We start from the raw sequence: 25,369 nt of genomic DNA on the forward strand, positions 1-25,369 counted from the left end.
TCACTTGTTCTTGTTGTAGACGTCGATGAACACCGCGGCCAGCAGCACCAGCCCCTTGATGACCTGCTGGTAGTCGATGCCGATGCCGAGGATCGACATGCCGTTGTTCATCACGCCCATGATGAAGGCGCCGATCACCGCGCCCATCACGCGGCCCACGCCGCCCGAGGCCGAGGCGCCGCCGATGAAGCAGGCCGCGATCACGTCGAGCTCGAAACCCAGGCCCGCCTTGGGCGTGGCCGTGTTGAGCCGCGCCGCGAACACGAGCCCTGCCAACGCCGCCAGCGCGCCCATGTTCACGAAGGTGAGGAACGCGAGCCGCTGCGTCTTCACGCCCGACAGCCGCGCGGCCTTCTCGTTGCCGCCCAGCGCATAAATGCGCCGGCCGATGGTGGTGCGGTTGGTGACGAAGTCGTACACCACGATCAGCACCGCCATCACCACCAGCACGTTGGGCAGGCCCTTGTAGGTCGAGAGCAGGTAGCTGAAGAAAAGAATGATCGCCGCGAAGAACAGGTTCTTCACGAGGAAGAAGGCGTAGGGCTCCTGCTCCATGCCGTGCGCCTTGAGCTTGGCGCGCCCGCGCAGCTTGAAGAACACCAGCGCCGCCGCGGCCAGCGCGCCCACGACCAGCGAGGTGGTGCGCAAGGTGTCGCCGCCGAGCGGATCGGGAATGAAGCCCGAACTCAGGCGCTGGAACTCGACCGGAAACGGCCCCACCGACTGCCCCGCCAGCAGCGCCAGCGTCAGCCCCTTGAATACCAGCATGCCCGCGAGCGTGACGATGAACGAAGGAATCTTGCGGAACGCGACGAACCAGCCCTGCGCGGCGCCGATCACTGCGCCGGCCGCGATGCTGATGATTGCGGTCGGCACGAAGTGCCACTCGTACTCCACCATCAGCACCGCCGCGAGCGCGCCGATGAAGCCGCAGACCGAGCCCACCGACAGGTCGATGTGCCCCGCCACGATCACCAGCAGCATGCCCAACGCCATGATGACCACGTAGCTGTTCTGCAGCAGCAGGTTGGTGAGGTTCAGCGGCCGCAGCAGCGTGCCGTCGGTCAGCACCTGGAACAGCACCATGATCGCGACCAGCGAGATCAGCATGCCGTACTCGCGCAGGTTGTTCTTCAGGAAGCCCACATGGAGCTTCGGAGCCACGGGAGCGGCGCCCTGCACCGCGTTGGCTTCAGGCTGCGACATGAACGGAACTCCCCGCGCTCACGATGGCATGCATGATGCGCTCCTGCGACGCCTCGGCCGCGGTGAACTCGGCCACGAAGCGCCCCTCGTTCATCACGTAGATGCGGTCGCACATGCCGAGCAGCTCGGGCAGTTCGGAAGAAATCATGAGAATGCCTTTGCCCTCGCTCGCGAGCTGGTCGATGATGGTGTAGATCTCGTACTTGGCGCCCACGTCGATGCCGCGCGTGGGTTCGTCCAATATCAGCAGTTCCGGCTTCGTGAAGAGCCACTTGCTCAGCACCACCTTCTGCTGGTTGCCGCCCGACAGGTTGACCACCAGCTGTTCGACGCCCGAACAGCGGATGTTCAGCGCCTTCCTGAAGTCATTGGCCACCTTGAACTCGCGGCCGTCGTCGATCACCGCACGTTCGGAGATCGCATCGAGGTTCGCGAGGCTGATGTTCTTGCGGATGCCTTCCTCCAGCACCAGCCCGAGGCCCTTGCGGTCTTCGGTGACGTAGGCGATGCCGTGGTCGATGGCCTTGCGCACGGTGCTCACGTCCACGGGCTTGTCGTGCATCAGCACCGAGCCGCTGATGCGCTGGCCGTACGACTTGCCGAACACGCTCATCGCCAGCTCGGTGCGGCCCGCGCCCATGAGGCCCGCGATGCCGACGATCTCGCCCTGGCGCACCTGCAGGTTCACGCCCTTGATCTGTTCGCGGTCGGCATGCAGCGCGTGGTGCACGCGCCAGTCGCGCACCTCCAGCACGGTCTCGCCGATCTTCGGCGAGCGCTGCGGATAGCGGTGCTCCATGTCGCGGCCCACCATGCCGCGGATGATGCGGTCTTCGCTGATCGGCGCGCTGCGGCAGTCCATCGTCTCCACCGTCGCGCCATCGCGCAGCACGGTGATCGAATCGGCCACCTTGGCGATCTCGTTGAGCTTGTGCGAGATGAGGATCGACGCGATGCCCTGGCGCTTCAGCTCGAGCAGCAGCGCGAGCAGCGCATCGCTGTCGTTCTCGTTCAGGCTCGCGGTGGGCTCGTCGAGGATCAGCAGCTTCACTTCCTTCGCCAGCGCCTTGGCGATTTCCACCAGCTGCTGCTTGCCCACGCCCAGGTCGGTCACGAGCGTGGTGGGCGGCTCCTTCAAGCCCACCTTGGCGAGCAGCTCGCGCGTCTTCGCGTAGGCGGCGAACCAGTCGATCACGCCGCCGCTCGCGATCTCGTTGCCGAGGAAGATGTTCTCGGCAATCGAGAGCAGCGGCACCAGCGCGAGCTCCTGGTGGATGATGATGATGCCCAGCTTCTCGCTGTCGGCAATGCCCTTGAAGCGGCGCAGCTCGCCCTCGAAATGGATCTCGCCGGTGTACGAGTCGCACGGGTAGACGCCGCTCAGGACCTTCATGAGCGTCGACTTGCCCGCGCCGTTCTCGCCGACCACCGCGTGGATCTCCCCCGCGCGCACGGCGAGGTTGACGTTGCTCAGGGCCTTCACGCCCGGGAACGTCTTGGTGATCCCGCGCATCGCGAGGATCGTGCGCGCTTCGCCGGTCGGGCTCACTTGACCTGGCTTTCCTTGTAGTAGCCGCTGTCCACCAGCACCTGCTTCCAGTTGGAGCCGTCCACGCTCACCGGCTTGAGCAGGTACGAGGGCACGACCTTGATGCCGTTGTTGTAGGTCTTGGTGTCGTTCACCTCGGGCGCCTTGCCCGAGAGCATGGCGTCGACCATCGCCACCGTCACCTTGGCCAGCTCGCGCGTGTCCTTGAACACGGTGGAGCTTTGCTCCTTGCGCAGGATCGACTTGACCGAGGGAATCTCCGCGTCCTGCCCCGACACCACCGGCATCGGCTGCGAGCCCGAGCCGTAGCCCACGCCCTTGAGCGACGACAGGATGCCGATGGAAAGACCGTCGTACGGCGACAGCACCGCATCCACGCGGTCCTTCGTGTAGTAGGCCGACAGCAGGTTGTCCATGCGCGCCTGCGCCACCGCGCCGTCCCAGCGCAGCGTGCCGACCTTGTCCATGCCCATCTGCTTGCTGCGCACCACGAGCTTGCCGCTCTTGATGTACGGATCGAGCACCGACATCGCGCCGTTGTAGAAGAAGAAGGCGTTGTTGTCGTCGGGCGAGCCGCCGAACAGCTCGATGTTGAACGGGCCCTTGCCGCTCTTCAGGCCCAGTGCGGTTTCGATGGATTGCGCCTGCAGCACGCCGACCTGGAAGTTGTCGAAGGTGGCGTAGTAGTCGACGTTCTTCGAGCCCTTGATGAGCCGGTCGTAGGCGATGACCTTCACGCCCTTGTCAGCAGCCTTTTGCAGCACGTCGGACAGCGTGGTGCCGTCGATGGCGGCAATGACCAAGACCTTCGAGCCCTTCGTCACCATGTTCTCGATCTGCGCGAGCTGGTTCGGAATGTCGTCGTCGGCGTACTGCAGGTCGGTCTTGTAGCCCTTGTCCTTGAAGTACTTGACCATGTTCGCGCCGTCGGCGATCCAGCGCGCCGACGACTTGGTGGGCATCGAGATGGCGATCAGGCCCTTGTCCTGCGCGTGGGCCAGCGGCGTGAAGCCGACGACGGCGAAGGCGAGACCCGCGAGCGAGGCCTTGAGGAAGTTGCGTTTCATGTCGGTCGGTCCTCAGTACTTGCGGTTGGGAAACTCTTTGGCCGCGACTTCCATCGGGAAGATGCCTTCTTCCGTGACGATGCGCTTGGGCAGCGTCTTGCCGGCCTTGATGTCCTTCACCGCGCTCATGAGCTGCGGCCCCAGCAGCGGGCTGCATTCGACCGACACGTTGAGCTTGCCGGCGATCATGGCTTCGAAGGCGCCCTTCACCCCGTCGATGGAGATGATGGTGATGTCCTTCGCGGGCTTCATGCCGGCCTCTTCGATCGCCTGGATCGCGCCGATGGCCATGTCGTCGTTGTGCGCGTAGAGCACGTTGATCTTCTTGCCCTCGGCCTTGAGGAAGGCTTCCATCACCTCCTTGCCCTTGGCGCGCGTGAAGTCGCCGGTCTGCGAGCGGGTGATCTTGAACTTCGGGTCGGCCTTGATGATTTCCTCGAAGCCCTTCTTGCGGTCGATGGCCGGGGCCGAGCCCACGGTGCCCTGCAGCTCGACGATGTTCACCTCGCCCTTCTGGTCCTTCATCTTCTCGACCAGCCAGCGGCCGGCCTTGCGGCCCTCCTCGGTGAAGTCGGAGCCCATGAAGGTCACGTAGAGCGAGTCGTCCTTGGTGTTCACGGAGCGGTCGGTCAGCACCACCGGGATCTTCGCGGCCTTGGCTTCGCGCAGCACGGTTTCCCAGCCCGACTCGACCACGGGCGAGAACGCGATCACGTCGACCTTCTGCGCGATGTACGAGCGGATGGCCTTGATCTGGTTCTCCTGCTTCTGCTGCGCGTCGGAGAACTTGAGCTCGATGCCCGCCTCCTTGGCCGAGGACTTGATCGACTCGGTGTTGGCCGTGCGCCATTCGCTCTCGGCGCCCACCTGCGCGAAGCCGAGCACGAGTTTCTTCTGCGCGAGGGCGGACATGGGCAGCATGCTGCCCAGGGCTGCGGCGGCGAGCGCGGTGTTGAGGGTGCGGCGATTCATGGTCATGGTTGTCTCCTTCTTGATGAGTCTGTGATGTGTTCGGTCAGGCCAGCATGTAGCCGGTCTTCACCGTCGTGTAGAACTCCGCGGCGTGGCGCCCTTGTTCGCGCGGCCCGTAGCCCGACCCCTTGCGGCCGCCGAAGGGCACATGAAAGTCCACCCCCGCGGTCGGCAGATTGACCATCGTCATGCCGACCACGGCATGGCGCCTGAAGTGCATCGCGTGCTTCAGCGAATTGGTGCAGAGGCCCGCGCACAGGCCGAAGGGCGTGTCGTTGCACAGCGCAAGCGCCTCGTCGTAGTCGTCGGCGCGCAGCACGCAGGCCAGCGGCCCGAAGATCTCTTCGCGCGCGATGCGGTGCCCGGGTTGGGCCAGGAAGAGCGCGGGGCTCATGTAGTGGCCGGCGGTGGCGCGCTGCAGTGCTTCGCCACCCCACACGTGCTCCGCGCCCTCTTCGCGCGCGATGTCGATCCACGCGAGGTTCTGCGCCAGCCGCTCTTCGTCGGCCACGGGGCCGATGTCGATGCCGCGCTCCAGCGCGTGGCCGATCTTCAGTGTCTTCAGGCGCTGGCGCAGCTGCGCCACGAAGGCGTCGTGCACGGCGGCTTCGACGATGAGGCGGCTCGATGCGGTGCAGCGCTGGCCGTTGGAAAAGTAGGCGCCCTGCACCGCGCAATCGACGGCGCGGTCGAGGTCGGCGTCGGCCAGCACCACGAGCGCGTTCTTGCCGCCCATCTCCAGCTGCACCTTGGCGCGCCGTGCGGCCGCGGCCTGCAGCACGCGTTCGCCGTTGGCGGCCGAGCCGGTGAAGCTCAGCGCATCGACCAGCGGGCTGTCGACCAGCGCCTGGCCCGCTTCGCGGCCGCTGCCCATCACGAGGTTGAACACGCCGGCCGGCAGCGTGGCGCGGCCGATGATGTCGGCGAGCGCCCAGCCGCAGGCCGGCACCAGCTCGGCCGGCTTGAAGACCACGCTGTTGCCGTGCGCCAGCGCCGCGGCGATCTTGGAGGCCGGCACCGCGAAGGGCGTGTTCCACGGCGTGATGAGGCCCACCACGCCGACCGGCTCGCGCGTCACGTCGACCTGCACGCCGGCGCGCACCGAGGCCACGTTCTCGCCACCGCCGCCGCGCAGGGCCTCACCCGCGAAGAACTTGAAGATCTGACCCGCGCGCGCCACCTCGGCCACGGCCTCGGGCAGGGTCTTGCCGACCTCGCGCGCCAGCAGCAGGCCCAGCTCGTCCTTGCGGGCGAGCAGCTCGGCGCCGATGCGGTCGAGCACGTCGGCGCGCCGCTGCGGCGTGCTGTGGCTCCAGTGCACGAAGGCCTCGCTGGCCGCGCGGATCGCCAGCTCGACCTGGCGCCGGTCGGCACGTGCGTACTCGGCCACCACTTCGCTGGTGTCCGATGGATTGACGCTGACACCGGTGGTCGCGCTGGTTTCCCAGCGGCCGTTGATGTACTGGCGCACGCTCTGCCGAAGCTCGCCGTGGATCACCGTGGCGTTGCCTTGTCTCTGTTGTTATGGGACTGGGGCGGAAGTCTAGAAACGATTTCGATATCGATCCAATCGTTTTTTAGACAAAATGCATATCAATCGGTGGATTCTGGAAAACCCCGTCAGACCTTCGTTCGCACCCTCTTCATGAACACCTACAACCACTGGTTCATCCGCGCCCGCCTCAAGACCCGGCAACTGCTGTTGCTGGTGGCGCTGGCCGAGGAAGGCAACATCCACCGCGCGGCGCAGGTGCTCAACATGACGCAGCCCGCCGCGTCGAAATTGCTGAAAGACCTGGAAGACGTGCTCGAGGTGCCGCTGTTCGAGCGCCTGCCGCGCGGCATGCGCCCCACCTGGTACGGCGAGACCATGATCCGCCACGCCCGCGTGGCACTGGCCAGCCTGAACCAGGCGCACGACGAGCTCACCGCGTTGAAGGCCGGGCGCCTCGGCCAGGTGAACGTGGGCGCCATCACCGCGCCGGGCCTCACGCTGATGCCGCCGGCCGTGGCGATGGTCAAGCGCGAGCAGCCCGACCTGCGCGTGTCACTGGAGATCGAGACCAGCCCGGTGCTGCTCGAGCGGCTCGAGCAGGGCAAGCTCGACATCCTCGTGGCGCGGCTTTTCGCCGAGCACGACAAGTCGCAGCTGCGCTACGAGGCACTCACCGAGGAGCCCGTGTGCGCGCTGGTGCGCCCCGGCCATCCGCTGCTGGGCGTGAGCGGCCTCACGCTGCGCGACGTGGTGGGCGCCGGCTGGATCGTGCCGCCCGCGGGCAGCGTGCTGCGCCACCGCTTCGAGCTGATGTTCCAGGAGGAAGGCCTGGCGCCGCCGGGCAACATCATCGAGAGCCCGGCGCTGCTGTTCATCACGCGCATGCTGCAGCAAAGCGACATGGTCGCGGTGCTGGCGACCGACGTGGCGCGCTACTACGCGGCGCACGGCATCGTGTCGCTGCTGCCGCTGGACATGCCCTGCCACATGGACGCCTTCGGCATCATCACGCGCACCGACCGGCTGCTGTCGCCGGCCGCGAAGGTGATGATGAAGGCGCTGAAGACGGCGAGCATGAGCGTCTACGGCCGCAAACTCGAGATGGACTGATCAGGTCCAGCCGGCGTCCACGGTGAACTCTTGCGCCGTGCACATCTTCGCGTCGTCCGATGCGAGGAACAGCACCATGCGCGCGATGTCTTCCGGCATCAGCTTGTCGGGCAGGCACTGGTTGCGGTGCAGCGCCTTCTCGCCCTCCTCGTCGAGCCACAGTGCCACCTGCCGCTCGGTCATCACCCAGCCGGGCGACACGGTGTTGATGCGGATGCGATCGCGGCCCAGCTCCACCGCGAGCCCGCGCGTGAGGCCGTTCACCGACGACTTGGCGATCGCGTAGCAGGGGTAGCCCGAGCCCTTGGTCTGCCAGCCCGTGGAGCCGAGGTTGATCACCGAACCGAAGCCCAGGCGCTTCATGCCCGGCACCACCGACTGGATCGCGAACAGCGCGGGCCGCTCGTTGATGGCCATGCGGTTGTCGTAGTAGTCGGGCGTGACCCATGCGAGCGTGTGGCGGTCGTCGCTGGCCACGTTGTTGACCAGCACCGCAAAGTCGCCGAGCTCGGCGGCCGCGTCGGCCATGGCCTGCTGCAGCGCGCCGATGTCGCGCACGTCGCAGGCGCGCCACCACGGCGCGGCGTGGCCGGCCCCGGCGATCTGCGCGGCCAGCGCCGCGCTGGCAGCTTCTGCAATATCGACAAAGGCCACGCGCGCGCCCTGCGCCGCAAAAGCAGCGACGATGGCCGCGCCGATGCCGCTGCCGCCACCGGTGACGAACACGGTGCGGCCCTTCAGGCTGGGATGGATGGAAAGCTGAGGGGAATTCAAGGAAAAGGTCTCCAGGGGGCATCTCATGACATTGCAAAACACATATCAATCGATGCAGTTATTTTCAATTTCTATTATCAATATGCCTTGATACGATCCGCCGCGTCAAGGCGACATGACATTCAAGAAAGAACAAATGAACATGCAAGAGACAAGCGCCCCTTCTTCGCCGCTCGCAGCGCCCCGCGTGCTCGGCACCCCCGAATGCCTCTGGCCGGCCGCCGCCGACCTCGGCGAAGGCACGCTGTGGTCGGTGCGCGAGCAGGCGCTGTACTGGATCGACATCCTCCAGCCCCGCCTGTTCCGCTACGACCCGGCCACGGGCGCGCAGCGCACCTGGCACTTCGACGAAGAGATCACCGCCATCGCCGAGCGCGCGTCGGCGCCGGGCCTGTTCCTCACGCTGCGCCGCGGCTTCGCGCTCTTCGACACCACCGCGCCCGGCGACACCACGAAGCCGCGCTACCTGCACCAGCCCGAACCCGAGCGCACCGGCAACCGCTTCAACGACGGCAAGTGCGACAGCCGCGGCCGCTTCTGGGCCGGCAGCATGGACTTCGACTGCAAGGCGCCCACCGGCGCGCTCTACCGCTTCGACGCCGAGGGCCGATGCACCCGGCACGACGACGGCTTCGAGGTGACCAACGGGCCGACGTGGTCGGGCGACGGCCGCACCATGTACTTCAACAACACGGCGATCAACACGATGTACGCCTACGACTTCGACATGGACGCCGGCGCGGTGTCGAACAAGCGTGTGTGGCACCGTTTCCCGAAGGGCGACGGCCTGCCCGACGGCATGACCACCGACGCGGCCGGCCGCCTGTGGATCGCGCACTGGGACGGCGCCTGCGTCACCTGCCACGACCCGGTGAGCGCCGCCGAGCTGTGCCGCATCGCGCTGCCCGCGGGCAACGTGACCGACTGCGCCTTCGGCGGCGCGGACCTGCAGACGCTCTACATCACGACGGCGCGCAACAGCCGCACCGAAGCACAGCTGCAGAGCGAGCCGCTGGCCGGTGGGCTCTTCTCGGTGCGCATCGACAGCCCGGGCGTGCCGGCGGCGCTGTTCGCGGGCTAGGCCGCCCCGGGCCCCTCGCGCGGCTGCAGCGACGGCAGGTGCGCCGCCGCGAAATCGGCGAACAGCCGGGCCCGCGCGAAGCTGCCACGGGACGAGGGCCACACCGCGTGGACCGGAATCCTCGGCGACTCGAACTCGGTCAGCACCAGTTCGGCCTGCCCGCTGTCGAGCAGGTCGCGGATCTGCCACAGCGGCGTGAAGAACAAGCCCAGCCCGCTCAGCACGGCCGCATAGATCGCGGCGGTGTTGTCGGCCCGGAAGCGCCCCGTCACCTTGACGCGCTGCAGCGTGCCGTCGACCGTGAAGGGCCAGTGCGCGTCGCTGCCGTGCGTGGTGCGCACCACGCACTGGTGGTCGGCCAGGTCTTCGGGCCGCTGCGGCCGCCCGTGCCGCGCGAAGTACGCCGGCGAGCCGAACACCACCAGCCGCAACTCGCCGAGCGGCTTGGCCGCCAGTTCGGAATCGGGCAACTCGCCGATGCGGATGGCCAGGTCCAGCTCGCCTTCGATCAGGTCCACGAAACGGTCGGAGGCCGTGAGCTCGACCTCCATGTCCGGGTAGCGCTGCATGAACGCGCCGATCAGCGGCACCACGAAGGCCGGCGCGAACTGCACCGGCGCGGCCACGCGCAGCAGCCCCCGCGGCGAGTCGAGCTGGCTGCTGGCCTCGACGGCCGCCGCATCGAACTCCGCCAGCGCGGCCCGCACGCGGCGGTGGTAGGCCAGCCCCACTTCGGTGACCGACGACTGCCGCGTGGTGCGGCGAAGGAGCTGCACGCCCAGGCTGCGCTCGAGCACGCTCAGCGAGCGGCTGATGGACTGCACCGAGCGCCCCAGTTGCCGTGCCGCCGCGCTCTGGCTGCCGTGGTCGACGATGGCCACGAAGGCCCGGATGTCCTGAATCTGGTCCATGGATTCTCTCGGTCTGGATGAAGGTCTATGGCGGCGCGCGTGGATTCCCGATGGCGCCTGCCGTTCGTATCTTCGAGGCCTCGCGGTCGCAGGCCGCATTGCCACAAACGAAGGAATCATTCCATGAAACAACGACACAGACCCACCGTGCGGGTGGTCGGCGCCGACGACTCAGAGGGGCTGCAACCTCGTCCGCGCACCTTGAACCCCTCCATCCAGGAGCTTGCCCCATCATGACCACCCGAAAACTACCGGCCCGTTATGCGGGCATCGCCATGCCCTTCCTGCTGTCGATCTTCATGTCGTGCATCGTGGCGGGCATCTCCACGCTCAAGAGCGTGGGGCTGGCCTCGGGCCTCTTCCAGATGTGGATGGCCGCATGGGGCGTGTCGTGGCTGGCCGCGTTTCCCTCGCTGCTCGTGGTGCTGCCGGTGGTGCGCCGGATCGTCGCGGCGACGGTGCAGAGCCCGCAGCGCTGATCCGTGGTCAGCCGATGCCGAAGCGGTGCTCGGTCGCGCTGGCGAACACCTCGCCGGGCCGCAGCACGGTCGACGCAAACGCCGGTCGGTTCGGCGCGTCGGGAAAGTGCTGCGTCTCCAGGCACAGGCCATCGCCCTGGCGCAGGCTCGCGCCCGCGCTGCCGAGCAGGCTGCCGTCGAGGAAGTTGCCCGAATAGAACTGCACGCCGGGCTCGGTCGTGTGCACGTCCATCACGCGGCCCGAGGCCTCGTGGGCGAGGCGCGCGGCCAGGGCCAGCCCGGTCCCGCTGCGGTCGAGCACCCAGTTGTGGTCGTAGCCATGCGCGCGCAGCAGCTGCTCGTGCCCTTCGCGGATGCGCGCGCCGATGCGCGTCGGCGTGCGGAAATCAAAAGGCGTGCCGGCCACCTCGCCCAGCCCGAGCGGAATGAGCGTGGCATCGACTGGGCAGTAGCGGCTCGCGGGCAGCGTCAGCACGTGGTCCATCACCGAACCGCTGCCGGCGAGGTTGAAGTAGTCGTGGTGGCTCAGGTTGAGCACCGTGGGCCGGTCGGTGGTGGCGCGGTAGTCGATGCGCCAGGTGTTGGCGGTGGCACTCAAGGTGTAGCGCACCGTCAGCTGCACCTCGCCGGGGTAGCCCTCTTCGCCGTCGGCGCTGGTGTAGCGCAGCTCGAGGGCGAGTTCGTGAGGCACCGGCACGATCTCCCAGTAGCGCTTGCCGAAGCCGGTGGCGCCGCCGTGCAGCGTGTTCACGCCGTCGTTCAGGCCCAGCTGGTGAGCGGTGCCGTCGAGCGTGAAGCGGCCCGCCGCGATGCGGTTCGCATAGCGGCCGACGATGGTGCCGAAGTGCGGGTGCGGCTTCAGGTAGTCGGCCAGCGACGGCAAGCCCAGCACCACGTTCGCGCTGCGCCCCTGCCGGTCGGGCACATGCATCGCGGTGACGATGCCGCCGAGGTTGATGGCGCTCAGGCGCAGGCCGTGGCCGTTGTCGAGCGTGTATTCGGTGACGGGCCGGCCGTCGGGCATGGCGCCGAAGGGGCGCGAAGTAAGAGCTTCGATCATCGGGCTTGCGACTGCAGCGCCTCGCGCGCGCACTGCGATGCGGTGCGCAGGCCGATGCGGTCTTTCAGGTCGTGGAAGGTCGGTGGCTCGGCGTCGTGCGTCATCACCTCGACGCGGTGGCCCGCCTTGCCCACCGCGTCGGCAAAGCGCTGCTGCAGCGCGAACGGCGTGTTGCGGTCGCCGGGGTTGCCGATGAGCACGATGCGCCGCTGCGGGTCGCGCGGGATGCCGGCCACATGGTCCAGCGGGTCGTAGACCTGCATGCTGCCCGTGGTGTCGGTGCGCCCATTCTTCGAGCGGCCGAGCAGCCGCGCGCGCTCCAGCAGGTCGAAGGCGCCCGAGGTGAGCACCGCGCAGGCCACGCGCGTGCGTCCGAGCGTGAGCAGCGCGGCACCGGCCGTGGCGCCGCCGCTGTGGCCGAAGAGCACCACGCGCTGCAGCCGGTGGCGCTGCATCAGCGCTTCGAGCGCCGCATCGAGCGCATGGAACTCCACCGCCTCGCGCCGCTGGCGGTGGTCGCCCGACGAGCCGTAGGTGCCGGGGCGCGCCATGAAGATCCACGGCATGCCCGCGCGGTCGCTCGCGGCCTGCGCGTCAAGCGTGCGCAGCGGTTCGGTGTTGCCGGGAATGCGCGTGGGCGACAGGTTCATCACGCTGTCGCGGTCGCCCGAGAACTGCACGATGGCGATGCGCGCGTCGTCGATGTCGCGGCTCGCGAAGTAGCGGATGCACGACGGCCCCTCGACCGCCTGCACCCAGAGAAAGCCCGGGCGGTCGGGGCAGTTGGCGCGCACGGCGGGCTGGTTCCAGTGCAGCAGCGCGCCCTCGGCCGAAGCGGAAGCTGCCGGCTCGCGCGGCGCTGCGGCCTTCGGCGCATCGGCACGCTGCGCGCAGGCCGTCTGCATGAGGGCAAGGAGCACACAGGCCAGGCGCGCGCGCGGGGTCATAGCTTCTGCAGCAGTTCGGAGATGAGGCCGAAGTCGGACTGCTGGCGGTCGCCCTTCACCAGCACCAGGTCGCCGTCGCGCAGGAACTCGCCGAGGTAGCCGGTGAGCTGCGCGGCGTCCTCGAAGTGCGGGCCGAGCAGCTCGGCCGGCACCTCCTCGCGCAGCCAGCGCATCTCGGCACCGTGCGTCACGAGGTGCTGGATGCCCGAGGCCAGCAGCGGCGCGGCCAGGCTGCGGTGCATCGCTTCGGCTTCCTTGTCGAGGTTGATGATGCGCCCGAGCACGCCGATCTTGCGCGTCACCGGCCCGTGCGCCGCATGCTGGCAGGTGCGCACGAACTCCATCGCGTTGCGCATCGACATGACCTCGGCGTTCCAGCTGTCGTCGATGAGCGTGGCCTGCACGCCGCCCTGCGTGCGCAGCGGGCGCAGCTGCATCACCGAGGCCGGCAGGCGCACGAAGGGCATGCGCGCGCACGCGGCCTCGGCATCGAAGCCCAGCGCCAGCAGCGCCGCAAAGGCCAGCGCCGAATTGCGCACCAGCCCCGCGCTCGCGATCGGAAACAGGTACTCCACCGTGCGCCCCGGCAGCGCGATGCGCACGCGGCAACCGCCGTCAGGCTCGGGCCGCGTGTCGACGATGCGGATGTTGGCGTCGGGGCTGCTGCCCACGACCCAGATGGCGCCCGCCGTGCGCGCGGCCGCCCGCACCACCTGCATCAGGCAGGGGATGTGGTCGGGCACGATGGCCACGCCGCCGGGCTCCAGGCCCAGGAAGATGCGCGACTTGAACTCGGCCGTCTGCTCGAGCGTGGCGGTCTGGCGGGTCTGCGACAGGCCGATCTCGGTGAGGATCGCCACGTGCGGGCGCGCCACGAGCGAGATCGGGCCGCGGTCCATCCACAGCGCGCTCTGCGCCATCTCGAGCACGCACACGTCGGCGTCGGCCGCGAGGTTGGCCAGCATCGCCGGCACGCCGACGCGCGAGTTGTAGTTGTCGATGGTGGTGTGCACGCGCGCCGCCTCGGGCAGCAGGTCGCGCAGCATGGCGATGGTGGACGACTTGCCGACGGTGCCGGTCACGCCCACCACGCGACCCTTGAAGCGCGCACGCGCGGCCACGCCCAGGTCGATCATGGCGCGAATCGGGTCCTCCACCTGCAGCAGCGGGAACGACGGGTCGAGCCCGTCCACCGGGTGCGCGACCACGGCGCCCGCGAGCGCGTGCTGCAGCACGGGCACGTCTTCGTGGCGGTCGGGGTTGTCGGCGCGCGGCTTGCTGTAGTTCTCGTGCCTGGCGAGCGTGCGGTAGTCGGACGCGATGAACAGCGCCGGCTTCGGCAGCCGCGCCATGTGCGTCGGTCCGCGCACCACCGCGTTCACGAACCAGCCCGAAGGCGGCGGCACCAGCCACTGCCCGCCGGTGACGCGCTGCAGGTCGTCGGCGGTCCACACGGGCGACGGCTGCGCCGGGGCACCGGGGCGCAGCGCGGCGAGCACGGGCGCGGGGCGCTCGGGCAGCGGCGTCGGAAACTTCGGCACGCGCAGGCCGCACCACACGGGCAGCCGGCGCGCGCCCGGCAGGTCGGGCACGCTGCCGCGCACGCGCACCTCGATCTGCAGCGCGTCGTTCTCGAGCAGGCCCAGGCGCGGCGCGCGCAGGCCGTAGCGGTCGCGGTAGATGCGCCCCGGCGTCCAGCGGCTGGTGGGCCACATCCAGTCGCAGGGGTCGTGGTCCATGGCCTCGCCCCAGGCCGGCATGGTGGTGCTGCGCATCGGCAGCGCGCGGAACTGCACGCGCAGGTCGGCGCTCACGGGCGCATCGGCGGTCCAGAACGACTCGACCCACAGCAGGCGCCGCCCGATGATCTGCGTCGGCGCGAGGCGGATGCCCACGAGGCGCAGCGGGCCGAACTGCAGCGGGCGAATCCTGGCGTCCTCGGGCACGGCATCGACCGACCACTCGGGCCGGGGCGCGAGCACGGGGCCGACCAGCGCGGGCGGGCGCGAGGCCGACAGCGGCGCCAGCGGCGGGCGCCCGGCCGGCGCGGTGCGTTCGGGCGGCGACAGCTGCAGCGCGCAGCGCCCGTCGGGCCGCGCCGTCATCTCGGTGCCGAGCGCGCTGCACAGTTCGGCAAAGCGCGCGCTGGCGGCCTGCGCCGCTTCACCAGCGAGCTGCTGCGAGAAGCCGAAGCCCACGCCCACCGGCGTGAACACCACCTCTTCCACGCCATGCGGCCCGAGGCGCAGCGAGAACACGCCGGAGTCCGCGAGGTCGTTGCGGATGGCGTCGAACAGCAGGTCGCCCGCATCGTGCAGGATCGGCCGGCCCTGATGGACCTCGATGCCCTGCAGCACGTGGGCCGAGGTGCCCAGCACCGCGTCGGCGCCGGCTTCGACGATGGCATGGCCGACGGCGATCTCGGCGCGCGAGGGCGCGGTTTCCAGGTTCTCGCCCCAGTGCACCGCCACCAGCACCACGTCGGCTTCATGGCGTGCAGCGGCGATGCGCGGCGCGAGCGTGGCGCGCCAGGCCGCCGGGTCATCGAGCGACAACCAGGCCGCGCCGGGGCGCTGCGCGGTGGCGGCGAAGCGCGGCTGCGTGGCATCGAGCGAGAACAGCGCGACGCGCAGCCCACCGGCCTGGCGGAAGGCGGGGCTCAGTGCCGAGTCGAGATCAGGCCCGGTGCCAGCGAACGCGATGGCGGCGGCGTTCAGCAATCCGTGCTGCTCCAGCAGCGCCTCGGGGCCGTAGTCGCCGCTGTGGTTGTTGGCCGTGGCGACCATGTCGATGCCGGCCTCGGTCAGCACCGCGAGCATCTCGGGCCGCGCGCGGTAGTAATAAGGGCCGCCCTCGTCCTTCTCGACGCCCTGCTCGCCCGTGGTGGCGACCACGCATTCGAGGTTCACGATGCGCAGGTCGGCCTCGCGCAGCGCGGCGATGTCGCCGAGCATGCGGGCGGGGCCGCCGAGGTCGTGCATGCGGTAGTGCTGACGCCGGCCCAGGTTGACGTCGCCGCCCCACAGCACGATGCCCTCGGCACCGCGCGGCGCGGCCGGTTCGGCCGTGGCCTGCGTGAGTTGCGCGCTCTGCTGCTGCGCCTCGCGCGCCTCGAGCAGGCGGTGGTAGGCCACGTAGCCCGACAGGTAGTGCTCCACGTCGTCGATGCGCACGCGGAAGCTGTGGTGCTTGATGAAGAACGAGCCCGCGATGCGGTCAGGATGGCGGAAGAACATCGCCAGCTCGGGCCAGAAGTGGCCGTTGGCGAGGTAGCGCGCGCGGTGCTCCAGCGCGCGGTCGAACTTGTGGCGATCCAGCCCCGCGAGCAGCGGGCGCAGGGCAGGGTCGGCTTCGAGCCGCAGCACCATCTCGCGCGCGGCCATCATCAGCTCGAGCAGCGTGGGGAAGGTGGTGATGCGCTCCAGCACGAAGTCCAGGTGGCCCGCCATGTTCTGCAGGCCGAACTGGTAGTAGCGCGTCTCGGGCTTGAAGCGCGTGAGTTCGTTGACGCAGTAGCTCAGCCAGTGGTCGTGCGCGCGCCAGTGACCCGCGGCGATGAAGTGCTCGAAGGCCTTCTCGACCACCGCGAGCCAGCGCGCGTCGCGCGTGAGGCCGTACAGCCGCATCAGCCCGAAGGCCGCTTCGCCGTCGTAATAGATGATGCGGTAGGGCTCCTTCACGTCGAGCTCCGGGTGGTTGAGCACGTGCACGAAGCGCCCGGTCTCGGGGTCCTGCATGGAGCGGATGCCCAGCGCCAGCTGCTCCATCAGCGGCTGGTACTGCGCATCGCCGGTGAGCTCGGTGTACTTCACCAGCGCCAGCAGGCACACGGCGTTGCCGCCGAGCTTGATCTCGTTGCCGATGTCGACCAGGAACGCGGCCTGCGTGCCGTCGGCCAGCGTGGCGCGGCGGATCAGCCGCTGGCTCAGGAAGGCCAGCGCGCGGTCGATGGCGGCCTTCTGCACGTCGCTGCGCGTGAGCTCCCAGCCTTCGAGCATGGCGTAGGTGGAGCTGGCGTGGCGCAGCGTGTTGTAGGTGGGAATCGCGCGGTCGAAGCAGGGAAACCAGCCGTAGTGGAACTCGCCCGTGGGCTTGACCTGTTCGGCCAGGTAATCGCTCGCCGAGTCGACCAGCGTGCGCACCTGCGCCGCGTTCCAGTCGGTGAGCGTGCGAAAGCCCGCGGCTTGTCCTTCGGCCGTGAGCGGCCAGGCGCCGTCGGCGTCGACGTACACGGCGCGCGTGGTGAAGCACCACACGGGCGTGGCGTCGTCGGTGGGAAAGTCGTGCTCGTCGCCGAAGCGGCGTTTCGTGTGCGTGCGCAGGTTGCCGTTGTTGGGCTCCGCGTGGTCGACCGTGCCGTTGTAGAGCACGGCGCTGCCGTGCATCTCCTGCGCGAGCAGCGCGGTCTCGAAGCGCGCGTCGAGCGCGATGCCTTCGTTGAAGTAGTTGCGCTTGGTCTGCGCCAGCCGCGCCTTCAGTTCGCCCCAGGTCATGGGCGTGGCGTGCTCGACGATCTCCGCGCGCAGCCGCTGCGCCGGTCGCTCGGCACGCTTCGCCTTCACGGCCAGCGCCTCGGCGGCGGCCTGCCAGGCGGCCTCGGTGTCGGGGCCGCGACCCATGACGACGCGGGCGCGGCTTTCGCCCTCGCCCATCGCGAGGAACACCACGCAGCCGGCCTCATCGGTGGCGGGCGGGGCCGGGGGCAGCGCCCCGTCCGGGGTGGCCAGGGCCTGCCTGGCGCGGTTCAACAGATCGGCGAGGAGAACGGGAGCTTGGTGAGTCATGCGCCGCGAATGATGACAGGCCACGGCGCGGCCTGCCACTGCGGAAATCCGGGGCGGCGTCAGACCCGGATCAGGCCCAGGCGTCGAACACCGCGCCGCGCACGGCCTCGACCGCCGCGGAGCGCTGGCCGCCGGCCGGCGCGATCCAGCACAGCCAGGTGTGTGAGCGCCAACCGTTCCAGATCTTCAGTTCGCCCTGGCGCTCGCCCTGCTCGGCCTGGTCCAGCCGCATCAGGCCCGCGCCCATGCCGCTGGCGACCATGCTGCGGATGGCGCTCTCGCCGTCGGCGGTGACGCCCTGGCGGTAGTCGCGCCCGGCCGAGGCGAACAGCTTTTCGAGGTGCGCGCGCAGGATGCACGAGGGCGGCGTGCCGACCCAGGTCAGGTCGGTGAGCTGCTCGAGCGTGAGCTCGGGGTGCGCCTGCGCCACGGCCAGCGGCAGGCCCACGGCCAGGTCGACCACGCCCAGGCGCCGCAGCTCGAAGCCTTCGAGCCGCTCGGCATCGCTGAGCACGTAGGCGCAGTCGAGTTCGCCGCGCTGCACGGCCGCGAGGGTTTCGTACGACAGCCCCTGCTTGAGCTGCAGCGTGACCTGCGGGTGCTGCTGCGCCAGCGTGACCAGCACGCTGCCCAGGCGCAGCGCCACCGGATCGACCACCGTGCCGAAGCGCACCACGCCCTGCGCCGCGCCGCGCAGCTGGTCGGCGGCCGACTGCATGCGCATCGCCGAGGCCAGGGTGCGCTCGGCCTCTTCGAGCAGGCGCCGGCCGGCCGCGGTGGGCGACATGCCGCGCGGCGTGCGCTCGAACAGGCGCACGCCGAGTTCGTCTTCGAGCGCCTTGAGCTGCGCGCTGGCGGCCGGAGCGCTGGTGAACACGCGTTCGGCGGCGCGGGTGAGGTTGCCCTCCTTCGCGATGGCGACGAAGGTCTTCAGTTGGTACAGCTCCATGACCGCGGATTGTGAGCGCGTGCGGCGCGGTCGTCCGTTCGCTTTTTCGGAAGCCCCGGTCCAAAGAAACGAATGGCCTTCGCGGCGGGGCGTCCCCATCCTCTAGGTCACGCACTCACTGTTTTCTTGAAAGGTCTTCCCGTGTCCTCCCCTTCCTCACGCCTGCCGGGCATCGCGGCCCTGCTCTTCGCCACCGCCAGTTGGGGCAGCCTGTTCCTCGTCGGCAAGGGCGTGCTGCAGCACGTGGCGCCGGTGTGGCTCACGCTCATCCGCTACACCCTGTCGGCGCTGGTGTTCGCCGCGCTGCTGGGCCTGCGCGGCAGCGGCGGCTGGCACAAGCTGCGGCAGCACGCGGTGCCGCTGGCGCTGCACGGCTTTGCGGGCTTCGGCGTGTTCAGCATCCTGCTGTTCGTCGGGCTCTCGCACTCGGTGCCCTCGCACGGCGCGGTGCTGATCGCCACCACGCCGATCACCACGCAGCTGCTGCGCTGGTGGCTCGACGGCGTGCGCCCGACGCGCACGACGCTGCTGACTGCCGCACTGGCGCTGGCTGGCGTGGCGACGGTGGCCGGGCTGCTGTCGTCCGGTGGCGCAGGCCTGTCGCACGACACGCTGCTCGGCGATGCCATCGCCTTCGTCGGCACGCTGGGCTGGGTCGTCTACACGCGCGGCGCGGCGCGCTTCCCGACGCTGGACACGGTGGACTACACCGCGCTCACGGTGCTGGCCTCGTGGCCGCTGCTGCTGGCCGTGGCGGTGGGCATGACCGCGCTGGGCGCGTCGCCCGCGCCCGACGCGCAGGGGCTGCGCCTGTCGTGGCAGGTGCTGCTGTACGTGGGGCTGGTGCCGTCGGCGCTCGCGGTGCTGGCCTTCAACCACGGCGTGCGCGCGCTCGGCGCGGTCACGGGCACGGCCTTCCTGAACTTCGTGCCGGTGTCGGCGCTGCTGATGGGCGTGGCGCTGGGCAAGCCGCCCGCCATCCACGAAATCGTCGGCGTGGCGATGGTGGTGGTGGCGCTGCTGCTGCATGTGGCGGCAGCGAAGCGGGCGGCGACGCCGGTGGCGCCGGTCCGCGTGCCGGCGCCGGGTCAGCGCACCTGCGGCGTCACGCCATGAACATCAGCCCTCGGCGCGGCTGCGCCGGAAGATCGCGTAGTTGCCGTTCGCCATCCCCACGAGCACCTCGCCCACGTACAGCCGCGACTCCAGGTTGGCGACGGTGCGCCCGCGGTTGAGCAGCGTGGTCCTGCAGACGACCTGGCCTTCGAACACGGGCTTGAAGTAGTTCATCTTGATCTCGATGGTGGCGCAGATCTCGCCCGCCTCGAGCGTGGGGTACAGCGCCGTGCCCATGCCGGTGTCGGCCAGCGCATACAGCACGGCGCCGTGCACGACCTCGTGCGGGTTCAGGTGCTGCGGCGCGACGACCAGCGTCATGGTGCTGGCGCCGGCGGTGGCTTCCTCGCAGTGCAGGTCGATCAGTTCGGCGAAGGGGTGTTTCATGGCGACGGAAAATGAACGGACCGGCCGACTGTAGACCGCACGGCCGTCAGTCGCCGAGCGCGCGGTAGAAGTAGGTGGTGCCGCACGGCGTGCCGTCGGGCAGCAGCGCGTAGCCGGGGATGGTGCCCACGCGCTGCCAACCGCAGCGGGTGTACAGCCGCTCGGCGTCGGGGCTGGAGGTGTCGAGCACCAGCAGGGTCTTGCCGTGGTCGCGCGCGCGCTGTTCGGCGCCCTTCATCAGCTGCGCGCCGAGGCCGAGTCGGCGCGCGCGGCGGTGCACCAGCATCTTCGCGACCTCGCCGCGGTGCGGCTGGTTCTCGGGCTGCGCCAGCACCAGCTGCACGGTGCCGACGATGCCTGCGTCGTCCTCGGCCACGAGCAGCTCGCGCTCGCCGCGCGCCACGCCGTCGGCCACGTGGCGCCAGAAGGCCCGCGCGCGCTCGGGCGTGAGCGGCTGCATGAAGCTCACCGAGGCGCCGCCGTCGACGCAATCGATGAGCACGTCGGCCAGCGCGTTCAGCTCGGCCTCGCTGACGGTGGACAGGGCGCGCAGGCGCGGGGTGGTGGCAGCAGTCATGGTCATTTCCGGTTGGAGTGGGAGGGCGCGCTGGTGATGACGACCGCGTAGCGCGCCGTCTCGCGGGTGGAGTTGAAGTAGCTCGTCGGCTGGTCGAGCACGAGCGCGAGGCAGTCGCCCGCTTCGAGCCGGTGCTGCTGGTCGCCGACCGCGAGTTCGATGCAGCCTTCGAGCACCCACACCTGCTGGTGGATGCGCGGCTCGCGCGCGCCGGTTTCGTAGGCCACGCGCGCGCCGGGCGGAAACAGCACCTCGACGATCTGGATCGGCGAGGCGTCGCCGCCGGCCGAGACGTTGCGGCGCAGGTAGCCCGAATGCGGATCGCGCCATTCGAGCTGGTCGGCGCGGCGCGACACCGGGCTGGCGGCCGGCGCGTCGGACTCGAACAGCGAGGCCAGCGGCACGCCCAGGCCGGTCGCGAGTTTTTCGAGCAGCACGGCCGTCGGACTGCTCTCGCCGCGCTCGATCAGAGAGATCATGGAGCGGCTGACGCCGCAGTGCGTAGCCAGGGCGTCGAGCGAGAGATCGCGCGCGGCGCGCAGGGCGCGCACGCGCTGGGCGATGCGGTCGTTGAGACTGGGGATCGAAGCTGATTCTTCTTTCATATTGGATGAAATATCCAATGAAATAGAAATTCAGTCAACCCCGAGGTCGAATCGGGCCGTCTAGTCCGCAGAGATTTGCTCGTCGAAGTGACCGTTCTTTGGAGAAATATTCATGCCTATCGCTGAAATCATCCAACACATCACCACCACCGACGCACCATGAGCGCCAACGATCCCGCCCCCCTGCCCTCGACCTTCGTCACCTTCGCCGACGGCCCCGCCGCGCCGTCCGCGCTGCGCGCCCGCATCACGGCCGCCTGCCGGCCGCCCGAATCGGAGGCACTGCAGCCGCTGCTCACGCAGGCCCGGCTGCCGGCCGACCAGGCCGCCGAAGCCCACGCCCTGGCCCATCGCATCGCCCACCAGCTGCGCCAGCGCAAAAATGGCGGCGGCCGTTCGGGCCTCGTGCAGGGCCTGCTGCAGGAGTACGCGCTGTCGTCGCAGGAAGGCGTGGCGCTGATGTGCCTGGCCGAGGCGTTGCTGCGCATTCCCGACGCCGACACGCGCGACGCGCTCATCCGCGACAAGATCGCGCAGGGCCAGTGGCAGGCGCACGCGGGGCACAGCCCCTCGGTGTTCGTCAACGCCGCCACCTGGGGCCTGCTGCTCACGGGCAGGCTGGTGGCCACGCACAGCGAGACGGGCCTGTCGGCCACGCTCACGCGGCTGATCGGCAAGGGCGGCGAGCCGCTGATCCGCAAGGGCGTGGACATGGCGATGCGCATGATGGGCGAGCAGTTCGTCACCGGCGAAACCATCGCCCAGGCGCTGGCGCATGCGCGCACGTTCGAAGCGCAGGGCTTTCGCTATTCGTACGACATGCTCGGCGAGGCCGCGCTCACGGCCGACGACGCGCGCCGCTACCGCGCGGCCTACGAAGACGCCATCCACGCCATCGGCCGTGCCTCGAACGGGCGCGGCGTGTACGGCGGGCCGGGCATCTCGATCAAGCTGTCGGCGCTGCACCCGCGCTACAGCCGCGCGCAGTACACGCGCGTGATGGCCGAGCTGTACCCGGTGCTGCGCGACCTGGCGCTGCTGGCGCTGCACTACGACATCGGCCTGAACATCGACGCCGAAGAAGCCGACCGGCTCGAGCTCTCGCTCGACCTGCTGGAGCGCCTGTGCTTCGAGCCCGCGCTGGCGGGCTGGCAGGGCATCGGCTTCGTGGTGCAGGGCTACCAGAAGCGCTGCCCCTTCGTCATCGACTGGGTGATCGACCTCGCGCGCCGCAGCGGCCACCGGCTCATGGTGCGCCTCGTGAAAGGCGCCTACTGGGACAGCGAGATCAAGCGCGCGCAGCTCGACGGTCTCGCGGGCTACCCGGTCTACACGCGCAAGGCCTACACCGACGTGTCGTACCTCGCATGCGCGCGCCGGCTGCTCGATGCGCCCGACGCGGTGTACCCGCAGTTCGCCACGCACAACGCCCACACGCTGGCCGCGATCTACACGATGGCCGACCCGTCGCGCTACACGCCGGGCCAGTACGAATTCCAGTGCCTGCACGGCATGGGCGAGCCGCTGTACGAGCAGGTGGTGGGCCCGCTCGGGCGGCCCTGCCGCATCTACGCGCCGGTGGGCACGCACGAGACGCTGCTGGCCTACCTGGTGCGGCGGCTGCTGGAGAACGGCGCCAACACCTCGTTCGTGAACCGCATCGCCGATGCGTCGATTCCGCTCGACACGCTGGTGGAAGACCCGGTCGCGACCGTCGAGCGCATGGCCGAGCGGGAAGGCGCGATGGGCCTGCCGCACGCAGCCATTCCGCTGCCGGCCGCGCTCTACGGCGCGCAGCGCGCGAACTCGCAGGGCCTGGACCTCGCGAGCGAAGCCACGTTGCATGCGCTCGCCGCCACGCTGCAGGCCAGCGCGAGCGAGCCGTGGCGCGCGACGCCGATGCTCGCTGCGCCACGCGCCGAAGACGAAGCCGGCCGCACCTGGGCCGAGGTGCGCAACCCCGCCGACCGCCGCGACCTCGTCGGCCAGGTGCAGGACGCGGTGCCGGGCGACGTGGCCTCGGCCATCGCGCAGGCCGAAGCCGTCGCCGCCACATGGGCCGCCACGCCGCCCGCCGAACGCGCCGCCGCGCTCGAGCGCGCTGCCGCATCGCTCGAAGCGCGGCAGCCGCGCCTGCTCGGCCTCTTGATGCGCGAGGCCGGCAAGAGCGGCGCCAACGCCATCGCCGAGGTGCGCGAGGCGGTCGACTTCCTGCGCTACTACGCGGCGCAGGCTCGCACCGATTTCGCCAACGCCACGCACCGCCCGCTCGGGCCGGTGGTGTGCATCAGCCCGTGGAATTTTCCGCTCGCGATCTTCACCGGCCAGGTGGCCGCGGCGCTCGCGGCCGGCAACCCCGTGCTGGCCAAGCCGGCCGAACAGACGCCGCTGGTCGCGGCCGAAGCGGTGCGCGTGCTGTGGGAAGCGGGCGTGCCGCGCGCGGCGGTGCAGCTGCTGCCGGGGCGCGGCGAGACCGTCGGCGCCGCGCTGGTGGGCGACGCGCGCGTGCAGGGCGTGATGTTCACGGGCTCGACCGAGGTCGCGCGCCTGCTGCAGAAGACGCTGGCTACCCGCCTCGGCGCGCACGGTGCGCCGGTGCCGCTGATCGCCGAGACCGGCGGGCAGAACGCGATGATCGTGGACTCGTCCGCGCTGGTGGAGCAGGTGGTGGCCGACGTGATGGCCTCGGCCTTCGACAGCGCGGGCCAGCGCTGCTCGGCGCTGCGCGTGCTGTGCGTGCAGGAGGAAGCGGCCGACCGCCTCGTCGCGATGCTGCAGGGCGCGATGGCCGAGAGCTGCATCGGCAACCCCGCGCGGCTCGCGGTGGACGTGGGCCCCGTCATCGACGACGAGGCGCGCGATGGCATCGAGCGCCACATCGCCGGCATGCGCGGGCGCGGCCGGCGCGTGTTCCGCCAGGGCCGCGAGTTCGGCCACGACACGCGCCACGGCACCTTTGTGCTGCCCACGCTGGTCGAGCTGGAACACCTGGGCGAGCTGCAGCGCGAGGTGTTCGGCCCCGTGCTGCACGTGCTGCGCTACCGCCGCCGCGACCTGGGCGCGCTCATCGGCCAGATCAACGGCAGCGGCTACGGCCTCACGCTGGGCGTGCACACGCGCATCGACGAGACCATTGCGCAGGTGGTGGCGCAGGCGCAGGCGGGCAACGTCTACGTGAACCGCAACATGGTCGGCGCGGTGGTGGGCGTGCAGCCCTTCGGCGGCGAAGGGCTGTCGGGCACCGGGCCGAAGGCCGGCGGGCCGCTGTACATGGCGCGCCTGCTGTCGGCGCGGCCCGACGACGTGCTGGCGCGCGCCGTGGCGGACGACGCACCCGTCTCACCATCGGCCGGCCTCGCGGCGCTCGAAGGCTGGGCGCGCGACACGGGCCGCGACGCGCTGGCCGCGCAGTGCCGCCGCTTCGCCGGCCTGGCGCACGTCGGCCGTGCACGCACGCTGGCCGGCCCGACCGGCGAGCGCAACGTCTACACGCTGCAGCCGCGCGAGGCCGTGCTGTGCCTCGCCGATGCGGAAGCCGACCGGCTCGTGCAACTGGCGGCCGTGCTGTCGGTCGGCAGCACCGCCATCTGGCCGGCCGATGCGCCCGGCGCGCACGCGCTGCTGGCCGCGCTGCCCGACGAAGCGCGCCACGCGGTCGTGCTCGCCAACGACTGGCGCGCACCCACCGTGGTCTTCGATGCCGTGCTGCACCACGGCGACGCCGGCCACCTTGCCGGCGTGCTGCAGCAGGTGGCGGCGCGGCCCGGCCCCATCGTCGGCGTGCGCGGCTTCGCGCCCGGCGATACGGACATTCCGCTCGAAAGCCTGGTGCTGGAGCGCGCGCTGAGCGTCAACACGGCCGCGGCCGGCGGCAATGCGAGCCTGATGACGATCGGCTGAGCCGGTTTAGCGATCGAAGGCTGGATCGATCGGCACGCGGTAGCCGTTGACCAGCCGGTTCGTCTCGTTCGCCATGCCGACCACGGCCATCAGCTCGGCGAACATGGCCGGCGTCATGCCGGCCTTCTCCGCGCCCGCGTGGTGGCTCGCGATGCAGTAGCCGCAGTTGTTGGTGACGCTCACCGCCAGATAGATCATTTCCTTGACCACCGGGTCGAGCGCGCCCGGCGCCATCACCTCCTTGAGGCTGGCCCAGGTGCGCTTCAGCGTGGCCGGGTCGTTGGCCAGGTACTTCCAGAAATTGTTGACGTCGGGCACGTTGCGCGACGCCTTGATGTCGTCGAACACCGCGCGGACCTCGTCGGAAGCGGCGGCGTGCTCGATGGGCTGGGGTTTCATG

Annotated in this window: 20 protein-coding genes; 5 read left to right on the forward strand and 15 right to left on the reverse strand. The window is 69.9% G+C overall.

Annotated features, from left to right (window positions below):
- Genes mmsB through AC07O4_RS22995 form a run of 5 tightly spaced genes read right to left on the reverse strand, consistent with a single transcriptional unit; the run spans position 1 to position 6,292 of the window.
- Positions 1-1,206, reverse strand: coding sequence for a multiple monosaccharide ABC transporter permease (gene mmsB / locus AC07O4_RS22975; RefSeq protein ID WP_495305765.1), 1,206 nt, complete (start codon positions 1,204-1,206; stop codon positions 1-3).
- Positions 1,193-2,719 (reverse strand): multiple monosaccharide ABC transporter ATP-binding protein, encoded by a 1,527-nt coding sequence (gene mmsA, locus AC07O4_RS22980; protein WP_495305846.1) that lies wholly within the window; start codon positions 2,717-2,719, stop codon positions 1,193-1,195. The genes mmsB and mmsA overlap by 14 nt, the downstream gene beginning before the upstream one ends.
- A 32-nt stretch (positions 2,720-2,751) precedes the next feature.
- Positions 2,752-3,822, reverse strand: coding sequence for a multiple monosaccharide ABC transporter substrate-binding protein (gene chvE, locus AC07O4_RS22985; protein WP_354345584.1), 1,071 nt, complete (start codon positions 3,820-3,822; stop codon positions 2,752-2,754).
- Between the two features lie 12 nt (positions 3,823-3,834).
- A complete protein-coding gene (locus AC07O4_RS22990; protein ID WP_139700867.1) occupies positions 3,835-4,800 on the reverse strand; it encodes an ABC transporter substrate-binding protein in 966 nt (321 codons plus the stop codon).
- Between the two features lie 37 nt (positions 4,801-4,837).
- Entirely contained in the window at positions 4,838-6,292 is a 1,455-nt protein-coding gene (locus tag AC07O4_RS22995; protein ID WP_495305766.1) for an aldehyde dehydrogenase family protein, read from the reverse strand.
- Positions 6,293-6,439: 147 nt separating this feature from the next.
- Here AC07O4_RS22995 and AC07O4_RS23000 point away from each other — a divergent pair, with 147 nt between their 5' ends.
- Positions 6,440-7,399, forward strand: a complete 960-nt coding sequence (locus AC07O4_RS23000; protein ID WP_062480583.1) for a LysR family transcriptional regulator — start codon at positions 6,440-6,442, stop codon at positions 7,397-7,399.
- On the opposite strand, the gene AC07O4_RS23005 is transcribed toward AC07O4_RS23000, so the two are convergent.
- Positions 7,400-8,200 (reverse strand): SDR family NAD(P)-dependent oxidoreductase, encoded by an 801-nt coding sequence (locus tag AC07O4_RS23005; RefSeq protein ID WP_495305767.1) that lies wholly within the window; start codon positions 8,198-8,200, stop codon positions 7,400-7,402.
- 109 nt (positions 8,201-8,309) lie between these two features.
- Here AC07O4_RS23005 and AC07O4_RS23010 point away from each other — a divergent pair, with 109 nt between their 5' ends.
- Entirely contained in the window at positions 8,310-9,254 is a 945-nt protein-coding gene (locus AC07O4_RS23010; protein ID WP_495305768.1) for an SMP-30/gluconolactonase/LRE family protein, read from the forward strand.
- Here the strand turns inward: AC07O4_RS23010 and AC07O4_RS23015 are convergent.
- Entirely contained in the window at positions 9,251-10,165 is a 915-nt protein-coding gene (locus AC07O4_RS23015; RefSeq protein ID WP_062480589.1) for a LysR family transcriptional regulator, read from the reverse strand. The two genes, AC07O4_RS23010 and AC07O4_RS23015, sit on opposite strands and share 4 nt — an antisense overlap.
- Positions 10,166-10,398: 233 nt before the next feature.
- Between AC07O4_RS23015 and AC07O4_RS23020 the strand changes: the two genes are divergently transcribed.
- The gene (locus tag AC07O4_RS23020; RefSeq protein WP_070060049.1) at positions 10,399-10,644 is read left to right on the forward strand and encodes a DUF2798 domain-containing protein; all 246 of its coding nucleotides are present in this window, start codon (positions 10,399-10,401) and stop codon (positions 10,642-10,644) included.
- A 7-nt stretch (positions 10,645-10,651) separates the two neighbouring features.
- Here the strand turns inward: AC07O4_RS23020 and AC07O4_RS23025 are convergent, their stop codons facing one another.
- The 4 genes from AC07O4_RS23025 to AC07O4_RS23040 all read right to left on the reverse strand — a co-directional run bounded on the left by AC07O4_RS23025 (position 10,652) and on the right by AC07O4_RS23040 (position 18,384).
- Positions 10,652-11,704 (reverse strand): aldose epimerase family protein, encoded by a 1,053-nt coding sequence (locus AC07O4_RS23025; protein ID WP_495305769.1) that lies wholly within the window; start codon positions 11,702-11,704, stop codon positions 10,652-10,654.
- Positions 11,701-12,651 carry an alpha/beta hydrolase family protein gene (locus AC07O4_RS23030; RefSeq protein WP_495305770.1) on the reverse strand — a complete coding sequence of 317 codons (951 nt, stop codon included), beginning with the start codon at positions 12,649-12,651 and terminating at the stop codon, positions 11,701-11,703. Before AC07O4_RS23030 ends, AC07O4_RS23025 begins: the two co-directional genes overlap by 4 nt.
- Complete coding sequence (locus AC07O4_RS23035; protein ID WP_495305771.1) at positions 12,648-17,435, reverse strand: CapA family protein; 4,788 nt, start codon at positions 17,433-17,435, stop codon at positions 12,648-12,650. The genes AC07O4_RS23030 and AC07O4_RS23035 overlap by 4 nt, the downstream gene beginning before the upstream one ends.
- Positions 17,436-17,505: 70 nt before the next feature.
- Entirely contained in the window at positions 17,506-18,384 is an 879-nt protein-coding gene (locus AC07O4_RS23040) for a LysR family transcriptional regulator (RefSeq protein ID WP_495305772.1), read from the reverse strand.
- 141 nt (positions 18,385-18,525) lie between these two features.
- Between AC07O4_RS23040 and AC07O4_RS23045 the strand changes: the two genes are divergently transcribed.
- Positions 18,526-19,500 carry a DMT family transporter gene (locus AC07O4_RS23045; RefSeq protein WP_495305773.1) on the forward strand — a complete coding sequence of 325 codons (975 nt, stop codon included), beginning with the start codon at positions 18,526-18,528 and terminating at the stop codon, positions 19,498-19,500.
- A gap of 3 nt (positions 19,501-19,503) precedes the next feature.
- Here the strand turns inward: AC07O4_RS23045 and AC07O4_RS23050 are convergent, their stop codons facing one another.
- The 3 genes from AC07O4_RS23050 to AC07O4_RS23060 are packed head-to-tail and all read right to left on the reverse strand — an operon-like array spanning position 19,504 to position 21,069.
- Positions 19,504-19,887, reverse strand: coding sequence for a PaaI family thioesterase (locus AC07O4_RS23050; RefSeq protein ID WP_307638430.1), 384 nt, complete (start codon positions 19,885-19,887; stop codon positions 19,504-19,506).
- Positions 19,888-19,933: 46 nt separating this feature from the next.
- Positions 19,934-20,464 carry a GNAT family N-acetyltransferase gene (locus tag AC07O4_RS23055; RefSeq protein ID WP_495305774.1) on the reverse strand — a complete coding sequence of 177 codons (531 nt, stop codon included), beginning with the start codon at positions 20,462-20,464 and terminating at the stop codon, positions 19,934-19,936.
- A gap of 2 nt (positions 20,465-20,466) precedes the next feature.
- Positions 20,467-21,069 carry a helix-turn-helix domain-containing protein gene (locus AC07O4_RS23060; protein WP_495305775.1) on the reverse strand — a complete coding sequence of 201 codons (603 nt, stop codon included), beginning with the start codon at positions 21,067-21,069 and terminating at the stop codon, positions 20,467-20,469.
- Positions 21,070-21,228: 159 nt separating this feature from the next.
- On the opposite strand from AC07O4_RS23060, the gene putA reads away from it, so the two are divergent.
- Entirely contained in the window at positions 21,229-24,969 is a 3,741-nt protein-coding gene (putA, locus tag AC07O4_RS23065; RefSeq protein ID WP_495305776.1) for a trifunctional transcriptional regulator/proline dehydrogenase/L-glutamate gamma-semialdehyde dehydrogenase, read from the forward strand.
- 6 nt (positions 24,970-24,975) lie between these two features.
- On the opposite strand, the gene AC07O4_RS23070 is transcribed toward putA, so the two are convergent.
- Positions 24,976-25,368, reverse strand: coding sequence for a carboxymuconolactone decarboxylase family protein (locus AC07O4_RS23070; protein WP_159273919.1), 393 nt, complete (start codon positions 25,366-25,368; stop codon positions 24,976-24,978).
- Position 25,369 lies beyond the last annotated feature (1 nt).

Source organism: Variovorax sp. GW821-FHT09D04, assembly GCF_059416405.1.